This is a genomic window from Bradyrhizobium viridifuturi (genome assembly GCF_001238275.1).
GTDB lineage: Bacteria > Pseudomonadota > Alphaproteobacteria > Rhizobiales > Xanthobacteraceae > Bradyrhizobium > Bradyrhizobium viridifuturi.
This window is the reverse complement of the sequence record NZ_LGTB01000012.1, coordinates 102876-117237: the sequence shown is the minus strand read 5'-3', so window position 1 is coordinate 117237 and position 14362 is coordinate 102876. Positions and strand designations below refer to the sequence as shown.

Below are 14362 nucleotides of genomic sequence, written 5' to 3'. Positions count from 1 at the left end.
GGCTCCCTCCCGTCACATCGCTTCCGCCACCACCGGATTGCGCAGCACGCCGATCCCCGAGATTTCGACCTCGGCGACGTCGCCGGGCCTCATCCAGAGCGGCGGGTTGCGCTTGGCGCCGACACCGCCCGGCGTGCCAGACACGATCACGTCGCCGGGCACCAGCGGCAGGATGGTCGAGATGTAGGCGATCAAATGCGGGATATCGGTGATCAGGAGATCCGTCGTGGTGTGCTGCACCACCTGCCCGTTGATCCGCGTCTCCAGCTTGAGCTTAGAGGGATCGGCGATCTCGTCGCTTGTCACCATCCACGGCCCGAATGCGCCGGTGCCCGCGAAGGTCTTGCCGGAGAGGAACTGGCTGGTGTGACGCTGCCAGTCGCGGATGCTGCCCTCGTTGTAGCAGGCATAGCCCGCGACATGCGCCAGCGCCGCATGCGGCGCGATGTGCCGCCCGCCCCTGCCGATGATAACGGCGAGTTCGCCCTCGTAGTCGAACTCGTCGGAGGCCCTGGGCTTCACCAGCGGCGCAAGATGGCCGATCTGGCTGCCGGCGTAGCGCGCGAACAGCGCCGGCTTGTCCGTGACCGTGCGGCCGGTCTCGGCGACGTGGTCGCGGTAGTTGAGGCCGACGCAGATGATCTTGTCGGGATTGGGGATGACCGGTTCGAAGGCGACGTCGCTCAAAGCAAGGTCCGGCGTCGATGCCTTTGCAAGTGCAGCGGCCTCGCCAAGCAATCCGCCTGCGAGGAGATCGCGCAGGGTCGGCGCGCGGTCGCCAAATGCCGTCGACAGCGTGACGATGCCGTCACCGACAACGCAGCCATAGCCGCCTCCATCGGCGGTCGAGAACGACGCGAGTTTCATCCAAAATCCTCCTGGCTCATGCTGTCGACCAGCGCCGACAATTGCTGCGGGGTCTCCGCCAAACCAACAATGTATCGATCCGGCCGAACCAGCGCTGCATGCGCCCCGATGCTGTCGAGCCAATCGCTAAGCGGACCCTGGCCATCTGCGACCAGGGTGATGCCGCGCCGGCTGCAGCGGTCGCGGGCCGCGTGATCAAGTCCATCCAGAAAGTCCGGCCGCGCTAACACGGCAATCCGATATCCGACGTGATCGTCGAGCCGGCGTCCGGTCGAGAGCATCGGCTGCGGGACCGGCGTGCCCGCAATGGCGCACTCGCGCCGGAACAGGCCCGGTCCGAGCCGCGGCTTGATGGTCGCCATCCGTCGTGGTTCTGCGTCCGCCTCCCGATCCTCGCTGCGCGTCGCGTTGATCAGGCTTCCGAGCCGGACCGCAAGCTCGACATACTCGCGAACGTGCGGGTGGCGTTCAGTCTGGTAGCTGTTCAGCAAGGCATTGTTCGCCTCGCCACGGATCACCCGCCCGAGCTTCCAGGCCAGATTGGCCACATCGCGAATGCCGGCGCACATCCCCTGCCCGAGAAACGGCGGGGTCTGGTGCGCGGCATCACCGGCGATCAACAACCGCTCGCGGCGCCAGGTCGAAGCAATGACCGAATGAAAACTGTAGGCCGCCGCGCGCTCCAGGTCGGCGTCATCGGGAGTGATCCAGCGCGCCAATAGCTTCCAGACATTTTCCGGATCGGTGATCCGCCGCGCATCGTCATCCGGCATGATCGCGATTTCCCAACGTCGGCGATTGCCGACGCTGCGGACATAGGTCGCTGGACGGCGCGCGTCGCAAAACTGAACGCTGTAGTCGCCGAGCTCCGGCATCGGCCGCTTCAGGATCGCGTCGATCACCAGCCAGGGCTCGTGAAAGCCGAGATCGTCCATCTCCGAACCGATCAGCCGGCGGACCAGTGAGCGCGCGCCGTCGCAACCCACGACGTAGCGCGCCCGCGCCTCCTCGAGCTTGCCATTGGCGACGCTTTCAAAGCGGATCGCGACGTGATCGCTGCGTTGATCGATCGCAAAGGCGTCGGCGCGCAAGCGGATGTTGACGGATGCATGCGCCCGCGCGCCAGCCCGCAGCACGCGCTCGAGTTCGGGCTGGTGGAAGCGATAGCTGATGTTCCATCCGTTCGGACCGATCTCCAGCGGCCGCGACCAGTCGAGGAAAAGGCGCCCGTCACCATCGACGAAATGCATGCCGGGGGAGACGTGGGTGAACGGCAATATCTCGTCCGCCAGACCAATAGTCTGGAACACCCGCATCACCTCGTCGTCGAAGTGCACGGCGCGGGGCAGCGCATAGGGTTCGGCTTCGCGCTCGAGCGCGATCACACTGAGCCCGTCAACCGCCAGCAGATTGGCGAGCGTGGCGCCGACCGGGCCCAGCCCGATGATGGCGACGTCATAAAGCCCTTCCGCGCGTTGCGGCCCGTCCATGCGTTTCCCTTTCCGTTGCGATAAGGCTTGCCAGCCGGTCGTGAGCCGTGCAACGACGATGGCAATTCTGTTCACCAGGTGAACATCGATGGACGTCAAACCGATCCGCGCGCTCGGCCGTGGCCTTGCCGTGCTCGCCGCGCTGAACCGCCACGCATCCGCCACCGCGCTGACCCTGGCGCGGGAAACCGGCCTGCCGCGGGCCACGGTCTATCGCTCGCTGAAAACCCTGATCGACACCGGCTACATCATGCAGAGCCGGTCCGATGACCGGTTCACGTTACTCCTGAAAGTGCGCGAGCTCTCGGACGGGTTCGAGGACGAGCAATGGCTCGGGGCCGCGGCGGCGCCCGTGATCTTCGATCTCACGCGCAAGATCCTCTGGCCGAGTGACGTTACGACGCTCGAAGGCGTGCGAATGGTGGTGCGCGAATCCACCCATCGCTTCGCGCCGATGTCGATCGATCGCAGCATGGTTGGCGTGCGCATTCCCCTGCTCGCGAGCTCCGCGGGTCTCGCCTACCTCGCATTCACCGCAGCGCGCGAGCGCGCCCTGCTGCTCGATCTGCTGGAGACGTCAGGCGAGCTCACGGATCGCGCCGCCACCGAGAAGCAGCTCCTGCGCGTCCGCCGCCGGGGCTATGCGGTGCGCCAGGGTGGCCGGATCTGGCCTCACACCGGCACCATCGCGATGCCGATCCGCCGCGACAGGCAGGTGATCGGCTGCGCCTCGGTCATCTGGATGACCAAGGCGCTGACCGCTGCGGACGGGATCGCGCGCTGCCACGGCCCACTGCGTCAGGCGATCCGCGATATCGAGGCCCGGCTGCGTTAGGTCTTGATGGCGCCGATCCCGTGTCGCGAGAACGCGGGGCCTCTCGGCCTCCTAAGTTTGCCTGGCTTTCGCCAGGACGACGGACGAATTCGCGGCAGGATCAGGCCGAAAACCCCCTCGAATCACGTCCAATCAATTCAAAAAAGCCCTGTCCCTCACCCCGTGCAGGGCCAAAATCCCTGCAAGACCCTTGACATAGCTGCCCTTTCGGCAGAACGCGTGTGGTCAAGCCGTCATGGACAGTTCATGGATCTGATTAGCACGACCTCCGACCTCGCCGCCGCCTGTGATCGGCTCGCCCAACACAAGGTCATCACCGTCGACACCGAGTTCCTGCGGGAGACGACCTACTATCCCCTGCTCTGCGTCGTGCAGATGGCAAGTGCGGATGAAGCCGTCGTGGTCGACGCACTGGCGCCCGGCATCGACCTCAAGCCGTTCTTCGAACTGATGTCGAACGAGGCCGTGCTGAAGGTTTTCCACGCCGCGCGACAGGACATCGAAATCGTCTGGCACCTGTCCGGCACGATCCCGCATCCGATTTTCGACACCCAGGTCGCGGCCATGGTGCTCGGCTATGGCGACAGCATCGCCTATGACCAGCTGGTCGATCGCGTCACCGGCCACCGCCCCGACAAGACCCATCGCTTCACCGACTGGTCGCGCCGTCCGCTGAGCGAGGAGCAGCTGCATTACGCGGTCTCCGACGTCACCCATCTGCGCGAAGTGTTCGCAGCGCTCGATGCCGATTTGCGCAAGCGCGACCGCAGCGACTGGGTCAGCGAGGAGATGGAGATCCTGACCTCGCCGAAAACCTACGACTTCCATCCCGAGCGTGCCTGGGAGCGGCTCAAGACCCGCGTGCGCAAGCCGCGCGAGCTCGCGGTGCTGATCGAGGTCGCGGCCTGGCGCGAGCAGGAGGCGCAGAGCCGCGACGTGCCGCGTTCCCGCGTGCTCAAGGACGATGCGGTCGGCGACATCGCCACCCATGCGCCGACCTCGCTGGAGAAGCTCGGCAACCTGCGCTCGCTGCCGAAGGGCTTCGAGCGCTCGAAATGGGGCGCCGACATCATCGCCGCGGTGCAGCGCGGGCTGGCCCGCGACCAGGCGACGCTGCCCAAGCTGGAAAAGCCGAGAAACAATTCCAACGGCGCGGCCACCGTCGAACTGCTCAAGGTGCTGCTGCGCATGACCTCGGAGCGCCACGGCGTCGCCAGCAAGGTGATCGCCACCGTCGACGATCTCGAGCAGATCGCAGCCAACGATCAGGCCGAGGTCGGCGCCCTGCACGGCTGGCGGCGCGAATTGTTCGGCGAGGCGGCACTCAAGCTCAAGCACGGCCAGCTCGCGCTCGCGATCGACAAGGGCCGCGTGGTGCGGGTGGATCGGGGCTAGCGCACCGGGTTCCATCCGACCGTCGGCCAATGGCCGAATAGCTGGCCCTTGAGTTCGATCGGCACAGGCTGAGGTTGCGTCAGGCAAAACCACCGCGCTTGCTAAGGCGCAATTTTCGTGTTGCAATCCCTTCACAATCGGATTGCGGCCGTTCGACTGTGCGTTTCACGACGTTGATATCCAAGGCTTCAATACACAAGCCTTCGACGTACAAGGCTTCGACAGGCGAAACTTCGGACTTGAAGACTTTGGATCTGAAGACCCGGGAATTGAACAGACAGCGGAAAGCGCGCTTGTGGCGTGGCACGTGGAAAACGTGGCCGCGTCTTTTTTATGTCTAGACTGGGAGAGAGACGATGCCGAAGGGTACCGTCAAATGGTTCAACCCGACCAAAGGTTACGGGTTCATCAAGCCGGCCGTCGGCGACAAGGATGTGTTCGTCCACATCTCGGCGGTCGAACGCGCAGGCCTCAGCACACTCAACGAGAACCAGACCGTCGAGTACGAGCTGGTGGAGAACCGCGGCAAGGCGTCGGCAGAGAACCTCAAGGTTCACTGAACGCGTCTGTCGGCGGAATTCATCCTGATGCCTCCCCCGGCCGCATCACCCGGGGGATTTTCCAGCGGCACGAGCGTAGACTAGGGCGCCGGCGCGATCAGCGTTCCGTCGGTTGCAGTGCTGCCTTCCGTGCTGCAGCGATCGCCGTCGAGCTTGAGCCGGCCGCTCGCCAAAAGCCGCAGCGCCTCCGGATAGATGCGGTGCTCGATGGTGATCACGCGTGCGGCGAGCGTCTCGGGCGTGTCGTCGTCAGCCACCATGACCGCACCCTGCATCACGATCGGTCCGGCATCGGTCTCCGGGATCACGAAATGCACCGTCGCGCCGGACAGCTTGACCCCTGCACGCAGCGCCTGGCCGTGCGGATCGAGGCCCGGAAAACACGGCAGCAGCGAGGGATGGATGTTGAGCATCCGGCCATACCAGTGCCGGGCGAAGTCGGCGGTGAACAGCCGCATGAAGCCGCCGAGGCAGATCAGCTCGACCTTGTTGTCGTCGAGTGCCTGTTGCAGCACCGCCTCGAAACCGGCGCGATCCTTGCCGAACGGCTTGCTTGCGATGACGACGGTCGGAATGCCGCTCGCGGCGGCCTTCTCCAGCCCGGGCGCGTCGGCGCGGTTGGAGATCACGACCGCGATCTCGGCCGGAAAGTCCGCAGCCTTCGCAGCCTCAATCAGCGCGGCCATGTTGGAGCCGCGGCCGGAGATCAGGATGGCTGTACGGCGCTTCATCGCGAGAGATCGAGATGACCGTTATAGACCACCCGATGCTCACCCTTGGCCTCGATCACCTCGCCGAGCAGCGTCACGGTCTCGCCGCCGGCGGTGAAGGCTTCGGTCACCGCATCGACCGCATCGGCCTTGACGATCGCGATCATGCCGATGCCGCAGTTGAAAGTGCGCAGCAGCTCAAGCTCGGCGATGCCGCCCTGCTCGGCCAGCCATTTGAACACCGGCAGCACCGGCAGCCGCGCCAGGTCGATGCCGACGCCGAGATGCTTCGGCAGCACGCGCGGAATGTTGTCGGTGAAGCCGCCGCCGGTGATGTGGGCGAGGCCCTTCACCGCACCGGTGTCGCGGATCGCGCGCAGGCAGGATTTCACGTAAAGCTTCGTGGGCGTCAGCAGCGCCGCACCGAGCGTCATGACCGGCGCGAACGGCGCCGGCGCGTCATAGGCCACGCCGGACAGCTCGACGAGCTTGCGCACCAACGAATAGCCGTTGGAGTGCACGCCCGAGGACGCAAGCCCGATCACGGCGTCGCCCGCCGCGATGTCCCCGGTCGGCAGCAGGGTGCCGCGCTCGGCCGCGCCGACCGCGAAGCCGCCGAGGTCGTAATCGCCATCCTTGTAGAGGCCCGGCATCTCGGCGGTCTCGCCACCGATCAGCGCGCAGCCGGATTCGCGGCAGCCCTCGGCGATCCCAGCGACGATCTGCGCGGTGGCCTCCGGGTGCAGCTTGCCGCAGGCGAAATAGTCGAGGAAGAACAGCGGTTCCGCGCCCTGCACGACGAGGTCATTGACCGACATCGCGACCAGGTCGATGCCGATGCCGCTATGGATGCCGGTCTCGATCGCGATCTTCAGCTTGGTGCCGACGCCATCGGTCGCGGCCACCAGCACAGGATCCTTGAAGCCCGCAGCCTTGAGGTCGAACAGCCCGCCGAATCCGCCGATCTCGCGTCCGCGCCGGGCCGTGCGGTGGCCCGTACCATCGGCTTGATCAGATCGACCAGACGATTGCCGGCGTCGATATCGACGCCCGAATCCGCGTAAGTGAGCCCGTTTTTGCGCTCGGTCATGCCCAATTCCAGATGATCAGGGGCTGGTTACGAGGAATTCCGCCCCCGCGCAATGGCTCGCGGCGATGCTGCCGCGATACTATGTAGATAACACAAGGCGGCAGCTGAAAAGAGCCGGATATCGAGTAAAATCAGGCTCCTAGCCGGGAAGCGATTCAAGTTGAGCATTCCGAACATCATTACCCTCGGCCGCATCATCCTGGTGCCGGTGATCGTCTGGGCCATCGTGTCCAGCCAGATGGAGATCGCATTTGCGCTCTTCGTGATCGCAGGCGTGTCGGACGCGGTCGACGGTTTCCTCGCCAAGCGCTTCAACATGACGAGCGAGCTCGGCGCCCTGCTCGACCCGCTCGCCGACAAGGCGCTTCTGGTGTCGATCTATGTCGCGCTCGGAATCTGGGGCGCAGTGCCGCGCTGGATCGTGATTCTCGTGGTGTCGCGCGACATCATGATCGTCTCCGCCGTGATTGTGTCATGGTTGTTCGACAAGCCGGTCGAGATGAAGCCGCTGATGGTGTCGAAGCTGAACACGGTGGCGCAGGTCGGCTTCGCGGCGTTGGTGCTGGCCTCGCTCGGCTTCGGCTTCGAGCCGCATCCGTACGACTGGATCCTGATGGCCCTGGTCACGATCTTTACTTTGGGTTCGGTGTCCCTCTATCTCGTGGAGTGGGTGCGGCACATGAGCACGATCGAGGCTCGCTAGGCACGATCCGGAAAAGTGGAAGCCGGTTTTCCCGCGACAAACGCGAAGCGTTTGCGCAGGGATCATGCTAGAATGAAGTGGTTTGGAGACTTGCGTGGCCGGTAGCGTTCAACCTCGTCAATTGGCCTTGGCCCTGCCGCACGAGGAGAAACTGACCCGCGACGATTTCCTCGAGGGGCCCGCCAACGAAGCCGCGCTGGCACTGATCGACAGCTGGCCCGACTGGCCGAACCGAATCATGCTGCTGGTCGGGCCCGACGGCTCCGGCAAGAGCCACCTCGCCGCGATCTGGGCCGAGAGCGCCGGCGCCCGCTCGACCGCGGCGCATGCACTGACCGCCGAGGCAGTGCCGACGGCGCTTACGACCGGCGCACTGGTGGTCGAGGATCTGCGGCCGTCGGATTTCGACGAGCGCGCGATGTTTCATCTGATGAATCTGGCGCGCCAGGACGATGCCTTCGTTTTGATCACGGCGCGCGTCCCGCCGTCGGCATTCGAGATCGAGCTGCGCGACCTGCGGTCGCGGCTTCGCGCCGTGCCGACCGTGACGCTGCTGCCGCCCGACGACCAGCTGTTCCGCGGCCTGATCGTCAAATTCTGTGCCGACCGCCAGATGAGCGTGGACGAGCCGCTGGTCAGCTACCTGACCAACCGGATCGAGCGCTCCTATACCGCCGTCCGGCAGGCGGTCGAGCTGCTCGATACCGAGGCGCTGCGGCTCGGCCGGCCGGTCACCCGGGCGCTGGCGGCGGAGCTGTTGCGGGACGCCTGATTTGACCTGCGGCTTGACGGCGCGGGCGGGCGGAACATCAATGTCATCGAAACGTCATCGCAATATCACATGGTCTCTGCGGCCTTCGGCTAGACCGCTCCGGCCCCCTGCCCCGAATTGGACCAGCACTTGATGGACTCCGCACAAGCACCTGAAATCAAAGAGAAAGAGGCGGAGCTCCCGCCCGTCCCGGCGATCGCGAGCAGCCCCGAGCGCTTCATCAACCGGGAGCTCTCCTGGCTGCACTTCAACCGCCGGGTGCTCGAGGAATCGGTCAACACAGGCCATCCCGTGCTGGAGCGGGTCCGCTTCCTGTCGATTTCGGCGAACAATCTCGACGAATTCTTCATGGTGCGCGTCGCCGGCATCAAGGCGCAGGTCCGCGAGGGTATCGCCGAGCGCAGCCCGGACGGCCTGCTGCCGGCCGAGCAGCTCGTCATGATCAACAAGACGGTGTCGCAGCTCGCCTCCGACCAGCAGGCGATCTGGAGCGACCTTCGTGACATCCTGTCCAAGGTCGGCATCCAGCTAGTCGATGGGCGCGACGTCACCAAGTCCGAGCGCGCCTGGATCGAGGATCACTTCCTCCACAACATCTTTCCGCTGTTGACCCCGCTGGCGATCGATCCGGCGCATCCCTTCCCGTTCATCCCGAACCTCGGCTTCACGGTCGCGCTGCAGCTGTCGCGGATCTCCGACGGCAAGGCGATGAACGCGCTGATCCGCATGCCCGGCAAGATCGACCGCTTCATCCGTATTCCCACCACGAAGGAAGGAGCTCCGGCGCGGCTGATCACGCTCGAGCAGGCCACTGGTCTGTTCATCGGCCGCCTGTTCCCCGGCTACACCGTCAAGGGCCAGGGTGCATTCCGCATCATCAGGGACTCCGAGCTCGAAATCGAGGAAGAGGCCGAAGACCTCGTGCGCCTGTTCGAGACCGCGCTGAAGCGCCGCCGGCGCGGGTCGGTGATCCGGCTCGAGATCGAGGCCTCGATGCCCGAAGAGCTGCGCATTTTCGTGCAGCACGCATTGTCGGCAGCCGACGATGAAGTGATCCTGGTCGACGGCGTGCTGGCGATGAACGAGCTGTCGCAGCTCACCCGCCTCAATCGCCCCGACCTCGAATTCCCGCCCTACGTGCCGCGCCACCCCGAGCGCGTGCGCGACCATGGCGGCGATATCTTCGCTGCCATCCGCCAGAAGGACCTCGTGGTCCACCACCCCTACGAATCCTTCGACGTCGTCGTCCAGTTCCTGCAGCAGGCTGCGCGCGATCCCGACGTGGTCGCGATCAAGCAGACCCTCTATCGCACCTCGAACAACTCGCCGATCGTGCGTGCGCTCGCCGAGGCCGCCGAAGCCGGCAAGTCGGTGACCGCGCTGATCGAACTCAAGGCGCGCTTCGACGAGGAAGCCAACATCCGCTGGGCGCGCGACCTCGAGCGGGCCGGCGTGCAGGTGGTCTACGGCTTCATCGAACTGAAGACGCATGCCAAGCTGTCGATGGTGGTGCGCCGCGAGGGCGGCAACCTCACGACCTATGTGCACACCGGCACCGGCAACTATCATCCGGTCACCGCGCGCATCTACACCGACCTCTCCTACTTCACTTCGGATCCGATCATCGGTCGCGACGTCGCGCGGGTCTTCAACTACATCACCGGCTATGCCGAGCCGAGCGACATCGAGAAGATGGCGGTGTCGCCGCTGACGCTGCGCAAGCGGATCATCGAGCACATCCATGGCGAGATCGCCCACGTCAAGCACGGACGGCCGGGCGCGGTCTGGATGAAGATGAATGCGCTGGTCGACCCCGACATCATCGACGCGCTGTACGAGGCCTCGCAGGCCGGCGTCTCGGTCGAACTCGTGGTGCGCGGCATCTGCTGCCTGCGGCCCGGCCTCCCGGGATTGTCGGAGAACATCCGCGTCAAATCGGTGATCGGCCGGTTCCTGGAACACGGCCGAATCTATTGCTTCGGCATGGGCCAGGGCCTGCCGAGCACAAAAGCTGCTGTGTATATCTCGTCCGCCGACATGATGCCGCGCAACCTCGACCGCCGCGTCGAGGTTCTCTGTCCGCTGCAAAATCCTACGGTGCATCAGCAGGTTCTCGAACAGATCATGGTCGCGAACCTGAAGGACACCGAGCAGAGCTGGCAATTGTTGCCCGACGGATCGTCAACGCGTATGAAGGCCGCGAAGGGCGAAGAGCCCTTCAATCTGCATGACTATTTTATGACAAATCCGAGTCTGTCCGGCCGTGGTAAGTCTCTCAAGGAATCTTCACCGCGCCGTCTCACGCGTCGCAACGAGCGTCAGCAGCCATCGTCTTAAGGGGGCCTACCGGTGAAGCGGCCGCGGAAGCGCGCTTCCAGCGTCGCTGTGATCGATATCGGCTCGAACTCGGTTCGTCTCGTGGTTTACGAGTCGATGGCGCGCAGCCTCATCACGATCTTCAACGAGAAGGCGCTGTGCGGGCTCGGGCGCGAGGTGCAGAGCACCGGCCTGCTCGCAATCGACGCGGTCAACAAGGCGCTGACCGCGCTGCGCCGCTTCCGCGCGCTGTGCCGGATCCAGCAGGTCGGCCGCGTCTATGCGATCGCGACCGCGGCCTGCCGCGACGCCAAGAACGGTCCGGACTTCATCGCCAAGGCCGAGCGCATCTGTGGCGCCAAGATCGAGATTCTCACCGGACCGCGTGAAGCGAAGCTGTCGGCGCTCGGCGTCGTCTCGGGCGTGCACAATCCGAACGGCATCGTCGGCGATCTCGGCGGCGGCTCACTCGAACTGATCGACGTCAAGGGCAACCGCGTGCGCAGCGGCGTGACGCTGCCGCTCGGCAGCCTCGCACTGCAGGACCTCTCGAACAAATCGCTCAAGCGCGCCGAACGCATCGTCAAGAACGAGCTGCTCGGCGTCGCCCAGCTCAAGACCGGCCGCGGCCGCACCTTCTACGCGGTCGGCGGCACCTGGCGTGCGCTGGCGCGCATCCACATCATCCAGAGCGGCTACCCGCTCAAGGTGATGCACGGCTATTCGATCCCGGCCGCCGACGCGCTCGACTTCGCACAGCGGCTGCGGCGGCTGGCGGCCACCAACATGCTGGCCAATATCGAATCGATTGCCGATGCGCGGCGGCCGCTGCTGGCCTACGCCGCGCTCGTGCTCGAATACATCATCCGCGTGGCCCAGCCGAAGACCATTGTGTTCTCGACCTTCGGCGTGCGCGAGGGCCTGCTCTACGAGATGCTGCCGCCGGCCGAACGCGCCAAGGACGGCCTCGCCTGCGCCGCGCAGAACCTCAACGAGCTGCTGTCACGCTCCGCCCGCCACGCCAAGGAGCTGACTGCCTGGACCGACCGCCTGGTGCGCGTCGTCAGGCTGCGCGAGACCGAGGAGGACCGCAGGCTGCGTCACGTCGCCTGCCTGCTCTCCGACATCGGCTGGCGCGTGCATCCCGATCACCGCGGCGAGGAAACCCTCAGCCTGATCATGAACGGCAATTTCGGCTCGATCACGCATCAGGGACGCGCCTTCGTCGCGCTCTCGGTGTTCTATCGCTACGCCGGCCTCAGCGAGGAGAACGAACCGCCGCCGCAGATCCGCTCGCTGGTGACGCCGGCGATGGACGAGCGTGCGCGCGTGCTCGGCGCCGCGTTCCGGGTCGCGCATCTGATCACGGCGGCGCGCACCGGCGTGCTGCCGGCGACCCATTTCCGCACCCAGGGCCGCAAGCTGATGCTGGTGTTCGAGCATCGGATGGTCGATCTGGTCGCCGATCGCGTCGGCAGCCGCTTCAGGCAGTTGGCGCGGCTCGTCGGGCGCGCCGGCTCGATCGTACGGCGCTAGGAGCGTTCCCGACACCACCAGGATCGAACCGGGCTTCCCTTGTCGGATGATTCAATTCGAGAGCTGTGGCGGTCGTTACGGCCTGAGCAAAATGGACCCGACGGTTGCACCTTGCTCGAGACGGAGATGCGCTTTGGCAGCGTCGCCCAGTGGAAGCTCGGCGCCGATCTTGATCTTCAGGCCGCGTCCGAGTTGCTCAAACAAGGCGGCCGTAGCGCGGGCGAGGAATTTGGATCGCTGGCATAGGCAAAGAAGCTGGGCCGCGCGAGCGACAATGACCGACGGGGTCCCAACTCGCCGAGCGCGATCGCCGGCAAAGAGCCGCTGGCCTGGCCGACGCTGATGATGCTGCCGAACGGCTTCATCGCATCGAGCGTCCGTATCAACGTTTCACCGCCAACCCCGTCATAGGCGATGTCGACGCCGCCGCCATCGGTTAGACGCCGAACCTCCGCGACGAAATCCGTCTCGCGATACTGGATCGCGTGATCGAGCCCGTGGCTGCGCGCAAGCTCTGCCTTGTCGGGGGAGCCGACCGTACCGATCACGGTTGCGCCGAGCCGCTTTGCCCACTGCGTGAGGATCAACCCGAGTCCTCCCGCGGCGGCGTGCACGAGCACCACCATGCCCTGACGGACCGGGCAGACGCGATCGAGCAACATGTGCGCAGTGATGCCGCGCAACATGGCGGCCGCTGCGGTCTGGTCATCGATCCCGTCGGGAATGCGCACCAGCCTGCTGGCCGGCAGGTTGCGCGCTTCGGCATAGCCGCCGAGCGGCAGGCCGGCATAGGCGACACGATCGCCGATGCGAAACGCCTCGACCTCAGTCCCGACAGCTTCCACGATGCCGGCACCCTCGACTCCGAGGACGGCGGGCATGCTGGGTACGGGATAAAGCCCCATGCGCTGGTAGATATCGACAAAGTTAACGCCGATCGCGGTTTGACGCAGCCGCACCTCATCGGCGGCCGGATGTGGAAGGTCCGCACGAACGGGCGCGAAGACGTCGACGCCGCCGGGCGCGGTCATGGCAATGCTCAGGGTCATTGGTGGTCTCCAGATGGTGAGGCCAACCTAGGGCGACCGCCTGCGCGCAAGAATTCCTTATCTCCGCGCAGTTTCTGTGCAAAAATTCGCACATGGATTGGGATGACCTGCGTTTCTTTGCCGAACTTGTGCGCCAAGGTAATCTCTCGGCCACCGCCCGCCGGCTTCGCGCTGACCATTCGACGGTCGCCCGGCGTATCGACAGCCTGGAGCGCGCGCTCAAGATCAAGCTGTTCGATCGCTTGCCACGCGGATATGTGCTGACGGCCGAAGGCGAACGTATCGCCGAACGCGTCGGCTCACTCGAAGAAGCTGTCTTCTCGATTCAACGCCTCGAAGGCGGTGAGGCTGCGATCAATGGCCGGGTTAGGATCAGCGCGCCGCCTGCGTTCGCAAGCCTCTGGCTGGTTCCTCGGCTTGCGGCTCTGGGCCGGGATCATCCCGGTCTCGTTCTCGACGTTCTCGGTGCTACCGCCGCAGCGAGCCTCGCCCGCCGCGAAGCCGATATTGCGTTGCGGCTGTCACGCCCCGAGGACAGCGGCTTGACGATCCGGAACCTGGGCCACCTGCGATACGGCATCTACGGTGCGCACGCTTATCTCGACGAGGTCGCCGAGCCAGATCGGGTCTTTCTCGCCTATGACGAAGCGCTTGACGCTTCTCCGCAGCAACGCTGGTTGCGCAAGTTCGCCGGAGATCGGCCCATCGTGATGCTTGCCAACGATCTGGTGTCCCTGATTTCGGGTGCCCGCGCCGGGATGGGGCTCGCCGCCGTACCCCACGTACTCGCGGCGGACTGCAAGGAGCTCCGCTGCGTGGCTGAAAGCGAGGAAGCCACGCGCCAATTGTGGCTCGTCTATCACCCCGACATCGGCCGCTCGGCACGGATCCGCGTCGTGATCGATCACCTCGTGACCATAACCCAGTGCCTGAGGTGAGCCGGGACATCTCGTAGCCACACTTCTGCGCGTTTGCGCACAGGAACTGCGCACAGATCGGCAGTTCTCCTCCGCACCACCGCGATGCACAGGTCGCTCGC

12 protein-coding genes and 1 pseudogene are annotated in these 14362 nt (G+C 65.2%); 8 read left to right on the top strand and 5 right to left on the bottom strand.

Annotated elements, in window-relative coordinates:
* Positions 1-12: 12 nt before the first annotated feature.
* On the bottom strand, positions 13-867 hold the full coding sequence (locus tag ALC15_RS13160) for a fumarylacetoacetate hydrolase family protein (RefSeq protein WP_050627581.1): 855 nt from the start codon (positions 865-867) through the stop codon (positions 13-15).
* Positions 864-2357, bottom strand: coding sequence for a bifunctional 3-(3-hydroxy-phenyl)propionate/3-hydroxycinnamic acid hydroxylase MhpA (gene mhpA / locus ALC15_RS13155; RefSeq protein ID WP_050627580.1), 1494 nt, complete (start codon positions 2355-2357; stop codon positions 864-866). The genes ALC15_RS13160 and mhpA overlap by 4 nt, the downstream gene beginning before the upstream one ends.
* An 88-nt stretch (positions 2358-2445) precedes the next feature.
* On the opposite strand from mhpA, the gene ALC15_RS13150 reads away from it, so the two are divergent.
* The 3 genes from ALC15_RS13150 (at position 2446) to ALC15_RS13140 (ending at position 5147) form a co-directional block, all read left to right on the top strand.
* Positions 2446-3192 carry a helix-turn-helix domain-containing protein gene (locus tag ALC15_RS13150; RefSeq protein ID WP_050627579.1) on the top strand — a complete coding sequence of 249 codons (747 nt, stop codon included), beginning with the start codon at positions 2446-2448 and terminating at the stop codon, positions 3190-3192.
* A gap of 246 nt (positions 3193-3438) precedes the next feature.
* Positions 3439-4587, top strand: coding sequence for a ribonuclease D (gene rnd / locus ALC15_RS13145; RefSeq protein WP_050627578.1), 1149 nt, complete (start codon positions 3439-3441; stop codon positions 4585-4587).
* Positions 4588-4943: 356 nt separating this feature from the next.
* Positions 4944-5147 carry a cold-shock protein gene (locus ALC15_RS13140; RefSeq protein WP_021079877.1) on the top strand — a complete coding sequence of 68 codons (204 nt, stop codon included), beginning with the start codon at positions 4944-4946 and terminating at the stop codon, positions 5145-5147.
* Between the two features lie 80 nt (positions 5148-5227).
* Here the strand turns inward: ALC15_RS13140 and purN are convergent, their stop codons facing one another.
* Both purN and purM read right to left on the bottom strand, forming a co-directional pair.
* Positions 5228-5878, bottom strand: a complete 651-nt coding sequence (purN, locus tag ALC15_RS13135) for a phosphoribosylglycinamide formyltransferase (RefSeq protein WP_050627577.1) — start codon at positions 5876-5878, stop codon at positions 5228-5230.
* Positions 5875-6947, bottom strand: a pseudogene (purM, locus tag ALC15_RS13130) (phosphoribosylformylglycinamidine cyclo-ligase). The gene purN and the pseudogene purM overlap by 4 nt, the downstream one beginning before the upstream one ends.
* A gap of 160 nt (positions 6948-7107) precedes the next feature.
* On the opposite strand from purM, the gene ALC15_RS13125 reads away from it, so the two are divergent.
* From ALC15_RS13125 to ppx, 4 genes are all read left to right on the top strand, one after another.
* Positions 7108-7650 carry a CDP-alcohol phosphatidyltransferase family protein gene (locus ALC15_RS13125; RefSeq protein ID WP_050425943.1) on the top strand — a complete coding sequence of 181 codons (543 nt, stop codon included), beginning with the start codon at positions 7108-7110 and terminating at the stop codon, positions 7648-7650.
* A 94-nt stretch (positions 7651-7744) separates the two neighbouring features.
* Positions 7745-8422 (top strand): P-loop NTPase family protein, encoded by a 678-nt coding sequence (locus ALC15_RS13120; RefSeq protein ID WP_050627576.1) that lies wholly within the window; start codon positions 7745-7747, stop codon positions 8420-8422.
* A gap of 132 nt (positions 8423-8554) precedes the next feature.
* Positions 8555-10759 (top strand): RNA degradosome polyphosphate kinase, encoded by a 2205-nt coding sequence (locus tag ALC15_RS13115; protein ID WP_050627575.1) that lies wholly within the window; start codon positions 8555-8557, stop codon positions 10757-10759.
* 12 nt (positions 10760-10771) lie between these two features.
* On the top strand, positions 10772-12274 hold the full coding sequence (ppx, locus tag ALC15_RS13110; RefSeq protein WP_050627574.1) for an exopolyphosphatase: 1503 nt from the start codon (positions 10772-10774) through the stop codon (positions 12272-12274).
* Positions 12275-12450: 176 nt separating this feature from the next.
* Here ppx and ALC15_RS13105 read toward each other — a convergent pair whose 3' ends face one another.
* Positions 12451-13323: a quinone oxidoreductase family protein gene (locus tag ALC15_RS13105; RefSeq protein WP_244486047.1), complete on the bottom strand. Its 873-nt coding sequence runs from the start codon at positions 13321-13323 to the stop codon at positions 12451-12453.
* 92 nt (positions 13324-13415) lie between these two features.
* Here ALC15_RS13105 and ALC15_RS13100 point away from each other — a divergent pair, with 92 nt between their 5' ends.
* Positions 13416-14261: a LysR family transcriptional regulator gene (locus ALC15_RS13100; RefSeq protein WP_050627573.1), complete on the top strand. Its 846-nt coding sequence runs from the start codon at positions 13416-13418 to the stop codon at positions 14259-14261.
* The last annotated feature ends 101 nt before the right edge of the window (positions 14262-14362 follow it).